This is a genomic window from Ornithinibacillus halophilus (assembly GCF_900129485.1).
Taxonomy (GTDB): Bacteria; Bacillota; Bacilli; order Bacillales; family Amphibacillaceae; genus Ornithinibacillus; species Ornithinibacillus halophilus.
The window spans coordinates 20,148-41,042 of the sequence record NZ_FQVW01000018.1 but is presented as its reverse complement, the minus strand read 5'-3'; the positions used below and the strand labels follow the sequence as shown (position 1 = coordinate 41,042).

Sequence of the window (20,895 nt, the reverse complement as noted above, 5' to 3'; positions counted from 1 at the left end):
GACAATTTATTATCATACTGATATGATACACCTAAATCATCAAGAATGAAAGCGGATTCTTAATTACCGCTGGATGGAGGTATATTATGAATGGCATAATGACAGCATTGTTAACACCCTTTAATGAGGATGGTACCCTCAATGAAAAAGGACTACGGGAGGTGGTACGCTATAATATCGATGAAATGAAAGTTAATGGTTTATATGTAGGTGGTTCCACAGGTGAAGCTTTTCTAATGGATGAGAGCACCCGAAAAGAGGTACTTCGAATTGTGAAAAGTGAAGCAGGAAGTGACGTAACCTTAATTGCACAAATCGGATCACTAAACATCGAAGAAGCTGTTCGATTAGGGAATGAGGCTAAAGAACTTGGCTTTGATGCACTATCTGCAATCACACCATATTATTATAAATTTAGTTTTGAAGAAATTAAGTCTTACTATCAACGTATTACAGAGGAAACAAATCACCCGATGATTGTGTATTCCATCCCAGTTCTTACTGGTACAGAAATTACAATCGAAAATTACGGTGAATTGTTAGCGTTACCAAACGTTATCGGGGTTAAGTATTCAGATACAAATCTTTCTAAGTTGACTAAATTGAAAGAATTACATCCAGATAAAGTATTCTTCGGTGGAGCAGATGATATGCTTCTTCAATTTGCAGTATCTGGTGCTGATGGAGCTATCGGTAGTACGTATAGCCTTCTTGGAAAAGAAGCAAATGGCGTATTTAATGCCGTGCAAACTTCAAGCCTTCAAGAAGCACGCGACTTACAAAATCGAATGAACAAAGTTATTTCGATTTTAGAAGACGTGGGAGTCTATCAATCTATCAAACATGTTTTAAAACAAAACGGTATTGATGGTGGATATATGAAGTTTCCATTCAGAGAAATATCAGCAGAGGAAAAGAAAGAAGCAGAAAAAATTATCGATATTCTATCTTCAGGAGAATAAACCATCTTAGTAGGAGTTTTTCAGATGAGTCAAAAATTAATAGTATCATGCCAAGCGTTAGAAGATGAACCGCTTCATAGTTCATTTATTATGTCTAAAATGGCTCTAGCTGCGTACCAAGGTGGGGCTAGTGGGATTCGAGCTAATTCGGTTAAGGACATCCAAGCAATAAAGAAGGAAGTAAACTTACCGATTATTGGAATCATTAAACAAGATTATGATGACAGTGAAGTTCGAATTACACCAACGATTAAAGAGGTACAAGATTTATATGAAGAGGGTGTAGATGTCATTGCTTTTGACGCAACGGACAGAGAACGCCCGAACAAACAAACATTCGAATCCTTTTTCAAAGAGGTGAAGAATCGATTCCCAAATCAAAAATTCATGGCTGATGTGTCAACGGTAGAGGAAGCAATCCAAGCAGAGAAAAGTGGCGTAGATATTGTAGCTACAACACTAGTTGGGTATACACCCTATACAGAAGGAAATGTTCCTCTAGAGACGTTGGAAGAAGTCCTTCAATCCGTCAAAATTCCAGTAATTGCTGAGGGGAACATCGATACACCTGAAAAGGCTAAACGTGCTCTTGAATTAGGAGCTACAGCTGTGGTGGTAGGTGGCGCAATTACAAGGCCACAAATTATAACTAAAAGGTTTTCCATGAAAATGGAAGAAACGATAACCAAGGGGGAAAATTAAATGAAGAAAAAATTGCTTTTAATGATAACGCTATCAATCGTATTGATTCTAGCAGCATGTGGAGACAGTGATGATAATAATTCATCAGGTAACAATGGTGAAAATTCAGGTGACCCAATCGAATTACAATTCGGTATGCAACCAAATACACAGTCTAATGAGTATGAAGCAGCACAATTCCTTGCAGATTATGTTGAAGAAGAAAGTGATGGACAATTAACAATTACAATCTTCCCAGATGCACAATTAGGGAATGACCTTTCTATGCTTGGCCAACTTACAGATGGTTCATTAGATATTACATTATCTGAAATGGGACGTTTTGGTGAATGGCTCCCACGTGCTGAACTATTAGCCGTACCATATGTAATTGAAAATTTTGATCATATTAAACGTGTTGTTTATGAAACTGAATTTGGTGAAGAATTAAGAAACGAATTAATTGAAGAGCATGGCCTACGCGTTGTGGATAGTGCTTATAATGGTACTCGTGTAACGTCTTCAAGCTCACCAATTAACGAATTAGCAGACATGGAAGGCATGAGCCTACGTGTTCCAGAAGCACAAACATTACTTGATTATGCTGAGTACACAGGAGCTGTACCAACACCGATGGCATTCGGAGAAGTATACCTTGCATTACAAACTGGACAAGTAGATGGACAAGAAAATCCACTACCAACGATTCGTGCACAAAGTTTCCATGAAGTACAAGATTACATTGCTTTAACGAATCACGTTGTAAATGACAATACGTATGTAGTAAGTGAAAAAACATGGCAAGACCTTCCTGAAGATTTACGTAGTATCTTAGAAGAAGGTATTGATAAAGCGACAGATCACCATACAGAACTATTCGAAACAGAAGAAGCAGAATTAATTGAGTTCTTTGAAGGAGAAGGTGTAACAGTTACTGAGCCTGATGTATCAGAATTCAGAGATGCTCTTTCTGAAGCATACCCTAACTACTATGAAAGTATCGGTGATGGTGCTGAAGAATACATGGAGTTGATTCAAGAAGCACGTCAATAAAAAGCGTGAAGGTGATTAGAAATGTTAAAGAAATTTTATAACAACTTTGAAGAAATTGTAGGCACCGCGCTATTTGTATCCATGCTAGTTATTTTAGTTGTTCAAACTCTGACACGCCAAGGGATAGGAGTTCCCTTGGTGTGGACAGAGGAGTTAAGTAAACTTCTATTTATTTATGCAGGATATTTAGGAATTGTAGCTTGTATAAAAGATGACAGTCACGTATCAATTGATGTTTTTCTAAAAAAACTTCCAGCAAAAGCTCAAAAATGGGTGTATCTTTTTAATCAATTACTGATTCTTGCTGCATTGATTGTTGTATTTTATATTAGTTTTACGATTGTTGAAAGACAGGAACATTTGACTATTGTAACCTTACAAATATCCTATGTTTACATGTATGCAGCTCTGCCAATTCTTACACTGCTCATGATTTATCGCTTAATTGAGCGCCTGATTAAAGAATGGCGCAAGAGTAAAGCGGCGGAGGTGAAGTAAATGGAAATAGCGATTATTTTTATACTATGGATTGTCTTACTATTTATTGGAATTCCAGTCGGATTTACATTACTTATTGCAGCACTTGCATACTTCTTTATGGGCGATTGGAACCTCGTATATGCCTCAGGTGCGCAATTAATTGATGGAATTAATAACTTCACACTATTAGCCATTCCATTCTTCATCTTAACTGGTACTCTAATGAATGCCTCTGGTATAACAGACCGTATCTTTAATTTTGCCATGTCCTTAGTTGGGCATGTACCAGGTGGAGTAGGTCATGTTAACATTACTGCTAGCTTAATGTTCTCAGGTATGTCTGGTTCATCTTTAGCAGATGCTGGAGGACTTGGTCAACTTGAGATTCGTACGATGCGAAAAGCTGGTTACCATGATGACTTCAATGGTGGTTTGACTGCAGCTACAGCTATTTTAAGTGGGATTATTCCTCCTAGCTTGAACATGATCATTTATGCAGCTATTGCCAATGTTTCAGTAGCTTCGATGTTCATTGCAGGTTTAGTTCCTGGAATTATGATTGCAATTGCATTATTTATTACAACGTTTATTATTGCGAAGAAACGTAAATATATTGTCCTTGAGCGAGTGAGCTTTAAAGTAATCTGGGAGAATTTCCTAAAAGCTTTTTGGGCTTTATTAACACCAATTATAATTATTGTTGGGATATTCTCAGGGTTTTTCACACCAACAGAAGCAGCCGTAGTAAGTACGGTTTACGCATTATTCTTAGGATTTTTTGTCTATAAAGAACTTACACTTAAATTAGTGTATGAAAATTTCGTAGAAGCGATGAAAATGACAGGTGTCGTTGTTCTCATGCTAGCTGCTATTGAGTTTTTTGGACAATTTGTAGTCAGAGAGCGCGTAGCAATCAAAGTTGCAGATGCATTTTTAGGGGTGACAGAGAATCCAATTCTATTACTCTTATTAATTAGTCTTCTATTAATTGCTTTAGGAACATTTATTGAAGCGCTAGCATTATTGGTACTTGTTGTCCCGGTATTAATTCCGGTTGTAACAAGTGTTGGTATTGATCCAATCTTCTTCGGTGCATTTGTTATCTTGAACTTAATGATTGGGATTCTAACACCACCAATGGGAATGGCCCTCTTTGTTGTATCACGGGTTGGTAATATTCCAGTGGGGACCATGTATCGAGGTGTTCTACCATTCTTGATACCTATTGTGGTAGTTATGCTTATACTAATATTCGTCCCTGAACTATCAACTTTCCTTGTAGACATCTTGAAATAGTTTTAACATGAATGGAGGATGACAAGTGATAGCAGGTGCTTTTGACATCGGTGGAACAAGTATAAAATATGGTGTTCTAAATGAACAAGGCGATATTCTTTTTAAGTCAAAAACTCCTACAAAAGCTAAAGAAGGTGGCAAAGCTGTTGTTGGCCAAGTAATTGAGCTTACGAAAAGCTTACAGAAGGATTACCAACTAGACGGAATTGCCATCAGCACGGCTGGTCAAATCAATAGTCAGGAGGGAACTGTCATTTTTGCCACGGATTCCCTCCCTGGTTATACCGGTTTGAACATAAAAAAAGAAGTAGAGAAGGTTTTTGATTTACCTGTAGTGGTAGATAATGATGTTAACTGTGCAGCAATCGGAGAATATTGGTTAGGTGCAGCACAGGGTGTTGATCAATTTCTTTGTATGACTCTTGGTACCGGTATCGGTGGAGCAATCGTGATAAACGGCCAAGTATATAATGGTGAGGCTTATTCTGCTGGGGAGTTTGGTCATATGACGCTTTATCCTGGTGGATACCCTTGTTTATGTGGTGATGAAGGGTGTTATGAGCAATATGCGTCCAGTAAAGCACTGGAACAACGGGCTCAACATGCATTGGAGCAGAGCATCACATTACCTGAGTTGTTTGACAAGGCTAGAGCTGGGGATAAGTTGTCAGAATCGATCATTGAACAGTGGATTGATGATGTGGCATTAGGGATCAAATCGCTCGTCCATATATTCAACCCACCTCTAATCGTAATTGGTGGGGGCGTATCGGAACAGGGAGATTACTTACTAGATAAGTTGCAAAGACGTGTGGAAGCACGGATTATGTCATCTTTTCAGAAACCCTTAACCATTAAATTTGCAAAGAATGGCAATGATGCAAACTTGCAGGGCGCTGTTCGGTGCCTGTCACTTCCCGAATTTTGTCGAGAAGATGGGTAGGTGCACATCTCTTAATCCAATAAAAACTCACTATTCAATTAGTGAGTTTTTTTGATTGGTGTAGAGGCGCATCTAGAGTATAGTACGACTATAGAGTGTCGTGATGGGGTATTTCATCCTATTGATTATGCTTTTGAAATAATAATGAGGGAATCGTTTTGATTTAACTTAAAGGGGCTGTGATGGATATGGAAATTGGTAAGGGAAAGAAATATGCGGTTGTTGTCGTTGCAGGGCAATCAAATGCAGTAGGGTATGATGAAAGTCCAGTTGAGTATCGTGATGGGTATCAACTCAATAGTCGTGTGAAGCAGTTAGGATTTAATGGTGATAGCAATTTAAAAGTAATTGACTTAAATCATTGTGCAGAGGATTTTCAAGACATGACAGCTTTTAGTCATCCCTCAAGTCCAGAAAGATTAGGAACAAAAGGAATGCACTTACCCCTTGGTAATCTATTACTAGACCACATTCCAGATGAATATGACGTATTAATTATTCCTGCCGCATTTGGGGGAACGGGATTTACAACTGGTGTAACTGGAACCTATGATGAAACAAATATGAAACCCGTAAATGACTCTAATGAGGCAAGGATAAAGTGGAGTTCTACCTCTCCTTTTTATCTAGCTATGCGTGATCGTTTAAGATATGCTTTAGATCTAAATGATGTCTCGATATTTTTAGGGGTTGTTTGGGTACAAGGTGAACAAGATGCCCTCGATCCAGCCACTCATTTTACCGAATTTAAAGAGATGACCTCTACATTTTTTGACTATTTTAATGAAAACGGGTATGCTAATCGAGTTAAAAAAGGAACATTTGACAAGGATATCTGGTACAACGTTGAATCAACCTATTACTGGCATGATAAGCCAGGATGTGCAAGGATTTGGGATAATTATAAAGTGTGGAATCCAGCTACCTATGTTCCTGTGGCAAGAGATACAGAAACAAATAAGGTAAACGGAACTGGAGCAACAACATCGAACCTCGAAGCACATTTTGGCAACAACGCTTATTCTAAAGTAATTGCACCTAATGTGGTTAATAAAATGATTGAGAATAAGTTGGTGTAGCCTGGAATTATATTGAGTAACTGATTTGAGCGTGATATATAGTATGTTTGGAGCTGTAGAATTTTGAGGGGTCTGCAGCTTTTTGTAAGGTTAAAATAATAGGAGATTAAGAGGCATAATCTAGTTTTATAGTTTTTAATGTTGAAGGTGGGGCAATTTTTGAAAAAGTTCAGTCAAATAATCGTTCATATAGCGTTCCTGTTCTTCTTTTACTTCTTGGGGACATGGATAAGCGATTTATTAAATAATGTAATCCCAGGTAGTGTCATAGGAATGGTTCTTTTATTTCTTGCCCTAATGTCTAAAGTTATTAAGACAGAATGGATTGAGGAAGGCGCACAATTTTTAATTAGACATTTATCCCTGTTTTTTATACCGGTAACAGTAGGGATCATTGAATATCTGGAACTCTTCAGTGGAAAGGGGATATTGTTGGTGGGGGTAATAGGTATAAGTACAATCCTTGTATTGATTAGCAGCGGGGGGACTAGTTTTTACTTCATAAAAGGAAGGTATGAGAATAATGATTAATTTAATAGTTGCCTTGCTGACCTTTATTGGTACGATCTGTGCTTATATCATAGCGAGAATCATCAACCAGAGATATCCTTCTCCTTTTACGGTTCCTATTCTTGTATCATCTATAATCCTGATATTTTTCTTACTTACTTTTAACATCAATTTTGAAACATTTATGACTGGTGCACAGTGGATTGATAAATTACTTGGCCCAGCAGTTGTTGCACTTGCATACCCACTCTATATATATAGAAAAGTATTGCATCGATATATTCTTCCAATCGGAATTGGAGTAATAATTGGGGCAATTGTTGGCATATCTAGTGGTGTGTTACTTGCAAAATGGATTGGTATTGATAATTTCCTTATCTTATCAATGGCCTCCAAATCGGTAACAACTCCTGTTGCGATGGAATTATCAGAAGCATTGGGTGGAGTGCCTACCTTAACAGCCGTTTTCGTTATTCTTGCCGGAATTATCGGAACGGTATGTTCTCCATACATTTTTAAATGGTTTTCATTTAATCATTATGTTGTAAAGGGAATTGCAATAGGAAGTGCTTCCCATGCAATTGGTACCTCAAAGGCAATGGAAAATAGCCAGCAAGAGGGAGTAGTAAGTACGGTATCTATGGTATTAAGTGCACTATTCGTTTCAGTGATCGTGCAAGGTTTAACAAGATTGTTAATGTTATAGTGGTGGGTGCCTGTCACTTCCCGTTTTTTGTCGAATGGGAGTAGAGCGAGTTTCCAATCAGCTCTAGGAAATTTTTAACCTCGAGGAGAGCGAACTCTCCACCTGGTGGAGCAAATTTGCAGGGATTCCCAAGAATAAATACAATAGGACAACGCAGATGAATACCCCTGCGCTGTCCTATAATTTTACCTATAATAAAGATCATCAAAAGTAAGTCAATTCAATGTCTCATCGTGGTGTATAGAAGTTTTGTGTGTAATAGACGCCATAACTACCACCAAAGACAACTCCAACTCCAAGTCGTTCAAGGTCACTTAATATATTAAGACGATGCCCATAGGAATTCATCCATCCAATATGTACATCAAGTGCATTGTAGTAGCCTGCAGCAATATTTTCTGCAGCACCGATCCACTCAATACCTTCCTTTTTCATTCGTTGGACTGGAGATTCTCCATCAGGATTTATGTGGTCGAAATAGTCTCGATCAGCCATATCTTGACTATGTTTTCTAGAAGAAATTCTTGCTTTTTCATCCCACACAAATGGTTTGAGTCCAAATTGTACTCTTGTTGCATTGGCTAAGTCAAAAATCTGTTTTTCCATGTCTCTTGCTACAGAATCGGTTTTCCTAGGGTCTATATATTCTAGGTCCTCTCCTGTTAATTCAATAAGTGCAATGGAATTATCTTGGTGTTCATCATAATAGAATCTTGCAAAATAGGAGTCATCTAAATAGTAGCTACCACTCCCATATTCATCCACTAGCTTTTGCTCCACTACTTCCTTTGTTGTACCAATATTAATATCGATTGTTGAATTCCATACGTCGGCATTACTTGCTAAGCGAATAACCTGATTATTGTCAATTCCTACCATTAAGAAGTTGCTATAATCACTGTTATAAATATACCACTCTAGTTTCGCTCGACTTTCGTCAATTCGGTCTGGTTCTCCAAGAATTGAAAGTACTCTTTTTACAGAATCACCAATGGATATTCCACGTGCAGTAAAAGTGCTAGTATCTCCACTTATTTCTTTAGCTACTATATCTGATACGGCAGCTTTACCACCTATAATAAATTTTTTATTATAGTTTTCTAGTAATGTTTTCGTACTAGATGGTATATTGTTAGTTTTCACTAATAAGATCGGAGCATTGTGTTTGGCTGCTAATACAGAACCTGTTAATGCATCGACAAAATTCATTCCCGTTGCAAAATATGCTGTTTCACTACCTAAAGTCAAATTCTCAACGATTGCTTTTCCCGTCTCAAAACGATTTTTTCCACTATAACGTACAGGATTATTCAGCTGAGATGCAACATCTTCTCCAACTACAGCTGTACCACCGATGATAATTGTTTGTCTTTTTTCTTGTAATACTTTTACAGTAGCATCAGGTAAAGTGTCATTTTTAGTTAATAATATAGGTATACCATTGCGTGCAGCATATGGAGCTATTGATAATGCATCAGGAAAATTTAATCCATTTGCCACAAAGGCAGTATCAGATTTACCTAGTTCCTCTGCAATCAAAGCAGCAGTTTCAAAACGATTTGCACCGCCAATACGTTCAATGTTTTCTATTCCTATATTCTTTAAGTCTGCTTCAACTTGTAAAGGTACGGCACTTTTATTGCCTAATATAAATATCTTTTTTGCACCTAATCTTAAAATTTCTTCCTTAGTGGTTCTATCTAGTTTATTCTTGGTTAATAGAATGGGTGCGTCATACATATATGCCAGTGGTGCGCCGGCTAATGCATCCGGGAAATTGTAACCAGTAGTTAAAACTACGGTATCTGCATGTTCCCAACCTTCTTGGGAGATTTCTACAGCAGTTTCCCATCTGTTTTCTCCTGAAATTCTTAAATCTTCTAAACTAGATGCATGTACTGTATTTCCCATTGTAAAAATAGTAACCATGGTTATCAGAAAAACTACTAGAAGTCGCTTCATCATCATTCCCCCTCGTATGTATCTATATCAAAGAAATCTAGTATAAAACTTTTATAAGAATACCATATTTAGAGTTTTATAACAATTTTTGTTTGTCGAAATGGCTTGATGATTATATATTATAGAGGTTTATCTATTAATAGAAGAGACCACACTTCCATTATATATAATAGAAAAAACTCATCCCATTTATATTGTAAAGAAGGAATTCTATCTACTAGATAGGGTTCCATTTTTTGTGGTCTGGGACGAGGGAGAGGGTAAATATCCTGGCCTTAAATGTGTATGTCTATGGTGACTCGAATTTTATCTGGTACGAAAGTATACCATGACTACACTTTTGAACTACTATTTCTGAAAAAAGTGGGAAGTGTAAGTGTACTTTTGTTCGTTATAAAGTAGACGATAGAGTGACGAAATCGCTTTGTAATCCAATTATACTTGAGTTAATCAAGAAACAACATAACAAATAAAAAACAGATCTTGAAGAAAGGATCGGTGATAGTGAGAAAAGTTTTTATAGGAACCACCGTTATATTTTTCCTGCTAGGTTGTGTAACGGTATATGGATCAGCAAGCCCGAATTCAACGTTATCAGATTGGTATGGCAACACCTTTCAAAAAGAAAAAGAATTACTACAAGATGAAATATCAGATTTGTATACAGCTAGTTTTAAACAAGTGAAAGAAGAAATGAAAGAGAAAAAAGAGGATTTGACAGCGGGGGTTATGAAGGCACGAGAAAATTCGATTACTACAGCAAAAGAAGAAATAAATAAGTATAACCAATCCTACATGAATGCATTAGACGAAAAGAAAGATGAGTTACTAGATGATAATTTCCAAGAAGAAAAAAAGCAGCTGGAAGAAAAAATAATATCCGAGATTGAACAAGACACCATAGCTATACTAACCGATTTATTGAATTAGGTTTTTATGAATTAGATCATATAAAACAAAAAAATTATAAAAGGGAAAGGGAGATTTAAAAATGAAATTTAAAACAAAAGTAGTGGCAGGTGCTTTAGTAGTAGGAATGGCAGTAAGTGGAGGATTTGCTTTTGCAAGTGTGGATGCAGGAGCGAAATTACAAAGTTGGTATAATGCACAGTTTAATAATACAGTTGCAGAGGATACGAATGAAGTTATTGCTTTTGCAACAGAGAAAGCAGGGGAAGCTGAAACACATTATAACAATTCTAAACAGAGTGCTGAAATATTGATCAATCGAGAAGGCAGAAAAGTAACATCTGAGAGTAAGGGAGAAGTCAATACAGCACTAAATGCACACATGGATAGTCTAAATGATAAAAGAGCAGAAATCTCATCTAATATGGAGAAGCAATTTGATAATTTATACAACGCTGGTGCAAGCGCTCTAAATACTATTGTTGAAGAAGGCAAAGGATTGATAGACACAGACTATGGGAAATTCGCTGATGAAAAAGGTCAGAGTGCAATCGACACCCTAAATACAGAACTAGACTCACACGGTGCTTCTGCTAAAGAAAAACTAGAAGATAAAATTGAAAGTGCTAAAAATAGCCTTCAAACTCAATTAGATCGTGAGTCTAGAATTCTAATGAGTGAAGCTAAGGCACTCATGAACGAAAAGCTTCAAGAAGTTAAGCAATATATCAATGAACTTAAAGATGAACTAGTAAAAGAACAAAAAGAATTAATTGAAAATGCTGGTACTAATAAAGTCAATGAAGTTAAAGGGAATCTAGATAGCCTAGTAAACGATATTGTTGACGGAGAATAATCTAACTTAATGTAGATTGAGGTCTCAATCCTATGAGGCCTCAATCTATTAAATGGAGGTGTTCCCATGAAAAGTAGAAAAGAAACCCATAAGAAAAACCATTTTTCAACTAAATTAAAAGTATTGATTACTTCAATATTATTCATTATTACTGTCTTATCCAGTTTTGGAATGGCTTTTGCGAATGAAGACATACAATCCCTATTAACCAATTGGTTTACGGATCAACGAGAAGTGGCAATAGAAAGTATAGAATCTGCAATCATGACTGAAAAAGACCAACAAAAAGTTGCTTTGCAAAGTTATATTAAAGAAGCCATACAATCTTCAGAAAAAGAAATAAAGCAATTTACCGAAGAAGAAAAGAAAAGAAGAGTACAGGAAATCAAGAGTCATGCACAGACCCTGATGAATAATTTTGAAGTGAATAATAAAGAGGAAAAAAGTCAAATACAATCCGAATTCGATGCTATTTTGAAAAGAGCAATGGAAGATTTAAACGAAGTAGAAGTAGAGACAGCACCAGAAACGAACGAAGATAAAGACAATGTTGAAGAAACGAATGAAGAAGAGATTACAAAGGGTGACGATGATGAGTGAAATGACGCAAACGAAAGAAAAGAAAAGTGAATTAGCGAGCTGGATTCGGTTTATCGCTTTCCTTTTCATCCTATTTGTTATTTTCAAGTTCGTGATTGGATTTACAGTAGTACATGGGGATTCTATGAACCCTACTTTTAAACATGAGGATATCTTATTAACGAAGGGTGTTTTTAATAAGTACGAAAGAAATGATATTGTATTATTTCGTGATGATGCAGGTTATACCGTTGTAAAACGAATTGTTGGTGTTCCAAACGATGAAATTGAAATTATTAATGGGGTCGTATATTTGAACGGAGAAATGATAGATGAGGACTACACAACAGGAACTTCTTTTGATATACCAAAAACAATTGTAGAAGAAGGAACGTATTTTGTTATGGGGGATAACCGGGAACCAGGTGCAAGTAAAGATAGTCGTAGTGACGATGTCGGTTTAGTTCCGGAGAGTCAAATTGAATCGGAAGTGTTACTATCTTTGATCCCTTTTGGAACTAAAAAATAAAATATTAAAAGGAGGCTTACGGTTGTAAGTCTTTTTATTTTTGTATAAAAATCCACTATTTCGTTAAAAGGAACAATTTCTCTTACAAATCGACAAAACTAGAACCTCTCCTTTACCATAATTTGACACAATTTATAAAGAACACTAGTTATAATAGATTATACAAATTGAAAAAACCGATGGAAAACTAGGAAATGCGTCCTATATATGGGCACCTGGGACGTGTGGAGTAAGTGGTGCAACCGGCCTAATTAATGTGGAATTGTTTGGTATTCCATATTAATTAGTTTTTTTTTGAAAAAAAGGAGGGGAAAAGTGTCAGTTGATGTACTTACATTGATAAATGTAAGCGTTAATATTTTTTAGAATGAACATGGCTTCATATCTTAAGAAGTATACAGAAAACGTACAATTAGTAGATTATCATCCTGCTCACTTCAAAGGTTGTAGAATTAAACAGGGAGTTGACGAATATTGAAAGATCTAAGAAGTACGATGTATGACCATCATTTGCAAAAGGCAAATCTAGGTGCCATGAAGAATTTCTCTAGTAATAATAAGAAAGTGGATTCAATACATATTAAGGAATATTTTGGGCATGTGTTCACTGGGAGTGAATCTTTCAATCATGGTGGATATTATTTTGTAGAAAGTGTGAATGTATATGCAGCGTGTTAATCATCTTTTTAATCTTATAAAAACTAGTCCTACAAATGCTATGCACCTTAGTTTTTTATATCGATATTTTACTTTAATTATTACATCATTTATTTATTTTCTAGGTTTTCAGGATACACTAGTTCTATTCAAAGCACTTGTTATACTTTTTCTAGGAATAGCCACATGGGTGACTACATTAATCTTGAAAAGACATGCTGGGAATAAATCCCTTCTTAGGATAATGGTATTCGCAGACACAATATGGATAATAGTACTGTTGATTCCAACAGGCGGAATTTCAAGTCCATTCATTTGGTATGCTTTAAATCCAATATTAGTCGCAGCGAGCTTTTTAACACCACTCTTTTGTTGGGGGATTCTCATTTTACTATTAAGTAGTACTACCTATATTGCATACTCAATGTATCAATGGAACAGTTTCTTTCAATTAATCGAGGAAAGCTTTTCTGTCTTTCTAGTTTGTATTTTAATAACAATATTGGCCAGATTATTTTCAGAATATATTCAGGACCTAAATCAGAAAGCCAATCTGTTAATTAAACAGCAAGAAGATTTGAATTACAGTAATGAAAAGTTAAAAGAAACTAACCAAAAATATGAGGAGACTTTGGAACAGATTATTTCCCTTTATCATTTAATGGAAAAGTTTGTGACGGAGAAAAGTCACAGGAGCCTAACGTCTGAGGTAACCAATTCCCTAATAAAATGTACACAAAGCAATGAAGCATTTTTCTGGCTGACTGACCCGAATCATGAGAGAAGTGTTCTTTCAAATCGTACAAATAATAAAGAATTGGAAGAAGTTTTGCTAAAAGAGTGGAATCAAATCCGTGGAAAGAGACAAGCATTTGCTACTATTTTAGACAAGGATTTATATTGGTTGAAAGTTGTTAGGACTAGTAAGAACATTGGTGTTTTAGGGATTCGAGTAATAAATCACCAAGAAATGAGAGATTCCTATTTTTTACTCCAACCTTTTGAGTTTTTAGCAGAACTAAGTGAAATTATGCTAGAACAAATTCATTTAGAACAAATGAAGGACAAGATGATATTAATAGAAGAACAAAACCGCATTGCCAACGAAATTCATGACAGTGTATCCCAACGTTTATTTGCATTGGTTTTTGCATTACACAGTTTACAAAGTCGAAGTAATACTATCACGAAAGAAGAACTTACAAAAGAAAGTAAGGTCCTTACACAGTCAGCAAATACGATTATTAAGGAATTAAGGTCGACTATTTATCGATTAAGTTCAGTGAAAAAGGGTGAGAAGCCATTTATCGTACAGATCAAAAGATATCTTGAAGAATATGCTCACCTTAATGATATAAAAATTAAGCAGGATATTACTGGTAATGAGGCCTTAATCGAAAATGATGTAAAAAAAGCACTTTACCGAATTATTAGTGAGGCATGTGGGAATTCAGTTCGACACGGACGCTGTAATTTAATCAATATTGAAATGAGACTTAATAAAGAGACGGTAGAATTATTGATTCAAGATGATGGAATCGGGATTGATGTTAAGAAAGTAATTGGAAATAACGGAAACGGCCTTGGTTTAGTAAATATGCAGCGTATGGTTCAATCCTTAAGTGGTCAGTTTTCAATCAATGGATCAAAGGAAAAGGGTACTACGATTAATGTGGAAATACCTAATATTAGAGCATATAAAAAACAAGGGGTGGCGATTTCATGAAGTTAGTTATTATTGACGATCATCCATTAGTTCGAACGGGATTATCTTCTGTTCTTACTCTGGATAATGATGTTGAAATGGTTGGAGAGGCTGCAAATAAAGAAAGAGGATTGGAGCTTATAACATCGTTCAAACCAGATGTTGTCTTAGTAGACCTTCAGCTGGGAGAAGAGTGTGGCCTTGATGTAATAAAAGAGGCTAGAGATCTTGGAATCATGTCCAAATTTGTCGTCCTTACTTCCTCTACAAATGGAGAAGATTTCGTTAAAGCAAAAGAAGTAGATGTAGATGGTTATATTATTAAACAAGCAATTCCTGAGGAGTTAATACAAGCAATAAAAATTATTTTAAAGGGAAGAAAGTATTATGACCCTGCTGTACTGGAAATGATGATGACGCCTAGAAACTCCTTTGAAGAAGATGGACCAATCGAACAACTAACGGAAAAGGAGTTAGAGGTATTAATAGAAATTGGAAAAGGACGCTCCAATCGAGATATCTCAAACGCCTTATTTGTTTCGGAATATACAGTAAAAAAACACGTCAGCCAAATCCTTGCCAAACTAGAATTACAAGACCGAACCCAAGCAGCACTCTATGCAAACGCAAAAGGACTCGTGAAATATCAAGTGAGCTAATAGTGCCTAGTATAGTAAATAGTTCAATATCATAAAAAAACCACCGTTTTCATTGTAAAATGGAAGTACCTACCACAGAACTTCCAGACTACTACCCCAACCAAGAGGAGATGAAAACGATGGTGCAATCATTATTGAACCACATTCAAGGTAAAAATGGAAGTCGATGGGCAAATTTTCTTCGAAATATAGGATCAGAAAATATATTAGTGGTGGCGATTGATGCAGCGAAATATACACACAAAGCTATGATTTGTAATTTTTATGGGGACATATTAGTGAAGCCATTCGAGTTGGATGCTTCTGATACAGGATTTAAGAAGTTAAAACAAAAAATTCATCAGGAAAAAGAGAAATTTCCTTATAAAGAAGTTGTTTTTGGTATTGAAGCAACTGGACTTTACTATGAGGATCTTGTTCGACGTAGTTATAAAGAAAAATATTTTGTTCGAATACTTAATCCAGTAATCACGTCAATAGAACGAACATCACTATTAAACCGTTCTAAAACGGATAATTTGGACTTAATGGCTATTGTTAATTGTTTAATTCGAGGTAGGGGAACTTCTAGTCCGTTGGCTAGCGGATCTGTTCGTAGCCTACAAAAATTAACTCGTGCACGACGTGCATTAGTTCAGGAAAAAACTTCTGTACAAAATCATATTCGTACTTATGTTGATTATATTTTTCGGGAGTTTCAAGGAAAAAGCATATGGGTTCATGGGAAAAAGGAACGTGTAAAACCTTTTACAGATATGTTTGGAAAGACCTCGCTATATATCATGAGACATTGCCTGCATCCAAGCGATATTCTTCGTCTTGGGAAGGATGGATTACGTAAGCTATCGATTAGGGAGAATCTAAAATTACGGGACAGTGCAGTTGAATGTTTACTAGATTTTGCAGAAAACTCAATTTCACAAGCAAAAGAATGCGTTCAATCAGAACAAATTCTTCTAAACATGAAGCTGGATCAATTTAGTTTACTAGAGAAACAGATTAAGGAGTTAGAAAGAAAAATCGAGGATTTATTTATTAAGACAGAAGGAGCAATCATTCTAAGTGTACCCGGAATCGGTCTAGTTACAGGTGCTGAATTATTCGCTGAGATGGGGGATATTTCTGATTTCGAACATTCCGGTCAATTAATTAAAATGGCAGGGACAAACCCAATTATAAAGCAATCTGGAGATAGGAGACCTTCCCACTATCGAGTTTCAAAGGAAGGAAGAAAATCTTTCCGAAACATTGTCTATCAAACTGGGAAATCCTTAGCTACAAATAATCCGGAAATGAAACAGAAATATAAGGCACTCTTAGACCGTGGAAAAGCTACCAGACAAGCCTATATAGCAATAGGTAATCGAATGCTTCGCTTAGCCTTTTCAATGATTAAGTATCAAACATTGTATCGTACGGATGAAGAAAACTACGTTTTACTAGATCAATTAAATAAAAAATTGCATAGCGCAAGTGTTCAATATTTCTTTGAGAAATTTGTTTCATCCACTGATTATCAGTCAGCTTAATGTATATAGTTAGCAAAAGCCATATCGCCATAGATAAAACGAAAAAATGAAGAAGAAAAGTAATCAAATAACTTAAATAAAAAGTAATACAATCTTTAAAATAGGGGCTTCTCTAGGGCGTTAGATTACATTGTTCATGGTGCCTGAGGCTTGTATGACCTCGTGTGACAGCGTTATGGATCTTGTCCTACAAGTACGAATAATACGTGAAAAACGAAGTTTATATCGCTAGGCTGTATCCTCTGTAGGATGAAAAAGCAAGATCCTTTCACGTCGTAGAGAAGCCCCGAGATAAAGTTCTGTGGTAGTTGAGTCTTTTCAGAAAAATCAGTAATCTGAGGGCTTTAGTTTAACTCGGTCATTTTTATTAAAAATTGATACTTGACTTATTTACCATTATACGCTGTCACTTGTCGAAATGAACCGATTAATTAATTCAGGAGTTTTAGAAAGGTTCACGATCTATATGTTAAAAAAAAGGTTTGGAATTGAGAAGTGGGATAGGGAAAGGAGTTTCGCTCGCCATCTTTAGAAATTCGCTCCTCTCCCTCCCATATTTGATCACCAACCCTTAGTACTCGCTCCTCACGCCCCCTTTTTCGCTCGCTGACCTTGAAAATTCGCTCCCCATCCTCCCATATTCGATCACCAACCCTTAGATTTCGCTCCTCACACACCATTTTTCGCTCGCCGACCTTGAAAATTCCCTCCTCACACACCATTTTTCGCTCCCCAACCCTAGGAATTCGCTCGCCACCCCTTAGATTTCACTCCTTCCATCTCAACCCAAAAAACACCTGCCACCACCCCGTTCTACAAAAAACGGGAAGTGACAGGCACCACCCGAATTATGATATAGTTGATTTATATAATTAAATAGTTAGATAGAGGGATTTGGATGAATAAGGTTGGTATTCAACTTAATAACGGAAACCTTCCAGGGATATTGTTAACGGCCATCATTGCTTTTATTGCATATCATATCGGGGAATTGTATCCACTAGTTGGAGGAGCGGTAACAGCTATCATTCTAGGATTTTTAGTAAGCAACTTTCTAGGAGTACCAGTTATATATGAAAAAGGGATTAATTTCACTCTGAAAAAGCTCTTAAAATTAGCGATTATTATATTGGGCTTTTCGATGAGTTTTACAACAATCGTTGACGTGGGTTTTGACTCAATTATTATTGTACTTATTTCTGTAATACTAGGATTATTTTTAACGTACTGGATTGCACGGCTTTTTAAATTAACTGGAGACCTACCAATTCTTGTAGGAGTAGGAACTGCGATTTGCGGTGCAACAGCAATTGCCACAGTTTCATCTATTTTAAAAGCGAAGGAAGAAGATTTTGTTTATGCAGTAAATACGATTTTTGCTTTTAATGTCTTGGCAGTGATGGCCTATCCGTTCATCGGGCATTTGGCTGGTTTGTCGGATGAGGTATTGGGAATTTGGGCAGGAGCCGCTATCCATGATACGTCATCTGTTGTTGCTGCGGGGTATGCTTATAGTGATGAAGCGGGTTCAACGGCAGTTGTAGTTAAATTGCTCAGAACGCTAACCTTAATTCCAGTAGCCTTGCTGCTTGCGTTTTTTACTAGCTATCGTGAGAAGGGAAAAGGCAAGGAATCTACCGTGAAAATATGGAGCATTTTCCCGTATTTTATCTTTTTGTTCGTTGGTGCTGCGCTAATCAATACATTTCTCCCATTACCTGAAATCGTTACGGAAACTACCAGTGACATCGCGAAATTCATGATCATCATGGTGATGGCCAGTGTTGGACTGAAAGCAAACTTTGGCAAACTAAAATCCATAGGCTTCCGGCCGTTTATCGTAGGACTGTTATCATCCGTGATTATTGGAGTTGTTAGTATTACGCTAGTATTGATGTTGGCAGGGTAGTTGTGGTGCCTGTCACTTCCCGGATTTTGTCGAACGAGTTTTGTGACTCACCCTAAGCCCTAAGTCTTATTAAAATTTAACCTTAAGGGTCATTTAAAATATCTTTTCTTCGTGTATGATAGAATTAATACATTATTTGAAGGAAGGTAATTTTTTATGAAAAGATTATCGACGGGGATTGTAATTTTGATTGGGGCTATCTTTTTAGTCATTTTGATTGGCAGCATTCCAAAGGGTGGTACGGAAGGTGTCGTGCTAGACAACGAAAACTTCACTGAAGTTTCCGTTCAAGCTGACAATGGTCGAGTGAGTATTTTTCCTGCACAGACGAATTCACCAAGTGTCGAACTATCTAATAATGAAAAGGGAAAGTATAAACTTCATACCAAAGTGAAGGGGGATAAGTTGGAAGTGGAATTGAGAAAAAAATGGTTCCAATGGGTTTCAATTAACTTTGGGATTAATTCTTCTCCACATTTAACCGTGTATCTCCCAGAAAAACAGTTCGAAAACATCGAAGCTCAAACGGACAACGGAAGGATTTCTATTGAAGATATAAAGGTTGAGCAGCTGTCTGCTGATACGGATAATGGAAAGATTTTTGTACGTAATGTGCAAGGAACTGATATTAAAACACGAACAGACAATGGAAGTGTGGAATTAGAGGATATTATAGGGAACATCGACACTAAAACGGATAATGGGAGTGTGACTTTAGAGAATATTACAGGGAATATCAAATCTAAAACGGATAATGGAAAAATCACACTCATTACTGAAACATTAGATCGAGACATTGATCTAAAGACGGATAATGGCGCAATCGACATTAAAACGAAAACTGAACCAACGAATGCAACCATTAACATTAAAAAAGACAACGGAAAAGTGACTGTCTTTGGAGAGACATTCTATGATACCGTCATCGGTGAAGGCGAAAACCAAATAAACATTGAAACTGATAATGGAAGGGTGAGGATAGAGAGTGACGATAGAGAGTGACGGTTCTCACTGATCATTTAAATAGCAATCCAACCCCCATGGAAACTTTGTGTTCCATGGGGTTTTTATATTTAGAGGGACAAATTTCGGGAAGTGACAGGCACCCCCGTGAGCAAACGACAAAATTCGGGAAGTGACAGGCACCACCCTAAATATTTCCAACTTTCCTTTCGATACGCCTTTTTCTAGTCTATTTGTCCTAATAAATATAGGTAATTTGTTATTAAAACGACCTATTTCCAATCCGAAATCCGATTAACTTTCCCAATATGCGACATAAATTTTTGTGTTAACATTAAATTGTGAGAATAATTTCGTTTAATCAAATCAATGTTGACGTTTATTTTCACAAAACGAAACCTCGAGGTTCTTTTTCAATAAGTTTTGGCCAAAACTTTAATCTAACAATTAAAGAATGGAGAGATTTTAATGAGACGCAAAAATAAAGGAATTGCTTTAGTTTTATTATTAACCATGATGTTATCTGTTGTAGGACCAATCAGTGCTTCTGCAGCAAGCTATCAAGGCTGGAGTGAAAGAGGTTTAAAATACCTGGCTTACAGTAAAAATATTATCTATTGGTCTACTAATTCTTCATCTGTAACTTCATCAGATGCCGATCAAGACCACAGCGGACTTTTTGTTAGAAACAAAGGTTATTCTAAATTAAGCAGTTTATCTTCTTCAACAAGACATACGTATAATTTTAAAAATGAATTTCTTGCAGGTGCTGTTGTCGGTGGTGTAACTCTTGGTTTCTCTGATATGTTCGTCGACCAAGGAAGAGCCTATCAATCAGGTAATGCTTATTGGACTTATGATGAATAAACAATATTAATTTTGAAGAGTTAACCCATTCGTAGTGCTGTGAATGGGTTAACTTCACTAA

General features: G+C 36.4%; 21 protein-coding genes and 1 riboswitch. Of the genes, 20 read left to right on the top strand and 1 reads right to left on the bottom strand.

The features are described 5' to 3' along the window. The first annotated feature begins 86 nt into the window (after positions 1 to 86). The 9 genes from BUB12_RS09090 to BUB12_RS09055 all read left to right on the top strand — a co-directional run bounded on the left by BUB12_RS09090 (position 87) and on the right by BUB12_RS09055 (position 7,710). Positions 87 to 962, top strand: a complete 876-nt coding sequence (locus BUB12_RS09090) for an N-acetylneuraminate lyase (protein ID WP_072890225.1) — start codon at positions 87 to 89, stop codon at positions 960 to 962. Positions 963 to 986: 24 nt separating this feature from the next. After that, the gene (locus BUB12_RS09085; RefSeq protein ID WP_072890223.1) at positions 987 to 1,664 is read left to right on the top strand and encodes an N-acetylmannosamine-6-phosphate 2-epimerase; all 678 of its coding nucleotides are present in this window, start codon (positions 987 to 989) and stop codon (positions 1,662 to 1,664) included. Next, on the top strand, positions 1,665 to 2,696 hold the full coding sequence (locus BUB12_RS09080; RefSeq protein ID WP_072890221.1) for a sialic acid TRAP transporter substrate-binding protein SiaP: 1,032 nt from the start codon (positions 1,665 to 1,667) through the stop codon (positions 2,694 to 2,696). It abuts the gene before it with no gap. A gap of 21 nt (positions 2,697 to 2,717) precedes the next feature. Then, complete coding sequence (locus BUB12_RS17845; protein ID WP_200801043.1) at positions 2,718 to 3,194, top strand: TRAP transporter small permease; 477 nt, start codon at positions 2,718 to 2,720, stop codon at positions 3,192 to 3,194. Further along, on the top strand, positions 3,195 to 4,472 hold the full coding sequence (locus tag BUB12_RS09075; RefSeq protein ID WP_200801042.1) for a TRAP transporter large permease: 1,278 nt from the start codon (positions 3,195 to 3,197) through the stop codon (positions 4,470 to 4,472). A gap of 25 nt (positions 4,473 to 4,497) precedes the next feature. Next, on the top strand, positions 4,498 to 5,415 hold the full coding sequence (locus BUB12_RS09070; RefSeq protein WP_072890219.1) for an ROK family protein: 918 nt from the start codon (positions 4,498 to 4,500) through the stop codon (positions 5,413 to 5,415). A gap of 188 nt (positions 5,416 to 5,603) precedes the next feature. Next, a complete protein-coding gene (locus BUB12_RS09065) occupies positions 5,604 to 6,494 on the top strand; it encodes a hypothetical protein (protein WP_143155618.1) in 891 nt (296 codons plus the stop codon). 159 nt (positions 6,495 to 6,653) lie between these two features. Next, the gene (locus tag BUB12_RS09060; RefSeq protein WP_143155617.1) at positions 6,654 to 7,025 is read left to right on the top strand and encodes a CidA/LrgA family protein; all 372 of its coding nucleotides are present in this window, start codon (positions 6,654 to 6,656) and stop codon (positions 7,023 to 7,025) included. Continuing rightward, complete coding sequence (locus BUB12_RS09055; protein WP_072890213.1) at positions 7,018 to 7,710, top strand: LrgB family protein; 693 nt, start codon at positions 7,018 to 7,020, stop codon at positions 7,708 to 7,710. The genes BUB12_RS09060 and BUB12_RS09055 overlap by 8 nt, the downstream gene beginning before the upstream one ends. A gap of 228 nt (positions 7,711 to 7,938) precedes the next feature. Here the strand turns inward: BUB12_RS09055 and BUB12_RS09050 are convergent, their stop codons facing one another. Next, positions 7,939 to 9,672, bottom strand: coding sequence for a cell wall-binding repeat-containing protein (locus tag BUB12_RS09050; protein ID WP_072890211.1), 1,734 nt, complete (start codon positions 9,670 to 9,672; stop codon positions 7,939 to 7,941). 504 nt (positions 9,673 to 10,176) lie between these two features. On the opposite strand from BUB12_RS09050, the gene BUB12_RS09045 reads away from it, so the two are divergent. The 11 genes from BUB12_RS09045 to BUB12_RS08990 all read left to right on the top strand — a co-directional run bounded on the left by BUB12_RS09045 (position 10,177) and on the right by BUB12_RS08990 (position 20,834). Next, entirely contained in the window at positions 10,177 to 10,602 is a 426-nt protein-coding gene (locus BUB12_RS09045; protein ID WP_072890209.1) for a hypothetical protein, read from the top strand. A 61-nt stretch (positions 10,603 to 10,663) separates the two neighbouring features. Next, positions 10,664 to 11,437 carry a hypothetical protein gene (locus BUB12_RS09040; RefSeq protein ID WP_072890208.1) on the top strand — a complete coding sequence of 258 codons (774 nt, stop codon included), beginning with the start codon at positions 10,664 to 10,666 and terminating at the stop codon, positions 11,435 to 11,437. 66 nt (positions 11,438 to 11,503) lie between these two features. Then, positions 11,504 to 12,037 (top strand): hypothetical protein, encoded by a 534-nt coding sequence (locus BUB12_RS09035; protein WP_072890206.1) that lies wholly within the window; start codon positions 11,504 to 11,506, stop codon positions 12,035 to 12,037. Next, a complete protein-coding gene (gene lepB / locus BUB12_RS09030; protein ID WP_084063285.1) occupies positions 11,985 to 12,545 on the top strand; it encodes a signal peptidase I in 561 nt (186 codons plus the stop codon). Before BUB12_RS09035 ends, lepB begins: the two co-directional genes overlap by 53 nt. Positions 12,546 to 12,718: 173 nt before the next feature. Continuing rightward, positions 12,719 to 12,802: riboswitch (cyclic di-GMP riboswitch) on the top strand. A gap of 217 nt (positions 12,803 to 13,019) precedes the next feature. Then, positions 13,020 to 13,223, top strand: a complete 204-nt coding sequence (locus BUB12_RS09025; protein ID WP_072890202.1) for a hypothetical protein — start codon at positions 13,020 to 13,022, stop codon at positions 13,221 to 13,223. Positions 13,224 to 13,482: 259 nt separating this feature from the next. Further along, on the top strand, positions 13,483 to 14,928 hold the full coding sequence (locus BUB12_RS09020; protein ID WP_234982631.1) for a sensor histidine kinase: 1,446 nt from the start codon (positions 13,483 to 13,485) through the stop codon (positions 14,926 to 14,928). Then, on the top strand, positions 14,925 to 15,566 hold the full coding sequence (locus tag BUB12_RS09015) for a response regulator (RefSeq protein WP_072890198.1): 642 nt from the start codon (positions 14,925 to 14,927) through the stop codon (positions 15,564 to 15,566). Before BUB12_RS09020 ends, BUB12_RS09015 begins: the two co-directional genes overlap by 4 nt. Before the next feature lie 119 nt (positions 15,567 to 15,685). After that, entirely contained in the window at positions 15,686 to 17,095 is a 1,410-nt protein-coding gene (locus BUB12_RS09010) for an IS110 family RNA-guided transposase (protein ID WP_072890196.1), read from the top strand. Between the two features lie 898 nt (positions 17,096 to 17,993). After that, a complete protein-coding gene (locus BUB12_RS09000) occupies positions 17,994 to 19,004 on the top strand; it encodes a YeiH family protein (protein WP_084063283.1) in 1,011 nt (336 codons plus the stop codon). Between the two features lie 156 nt (positions 19,005 to 19,160). After that, positions 19,161 to 20,006 (top strand): DUF4097 family beta strand repeat-containing protein, encoded by an 846-nt coding sequence (locus BUB12_RS08995; RefSeq protein ID WP_072890192.1) that lies wholly within the window; start codon positions 19,161 to 19,163, stop codon positions 20,004 to 20,006. 429 nt (positions 20,007 to 20,435) lie between these two features. Continuing rightward, entirely contained in the window at positions 20,436 to 20,834 is a 399-nt protein-coding gene (locus tag BUB12_RS08990) for a hypothetical protein (protein WP_072890190.1), read from the top strand. The last annotated feature ends 61 nt before the right edge of the window (positions 20,835 to 20,895 follow it).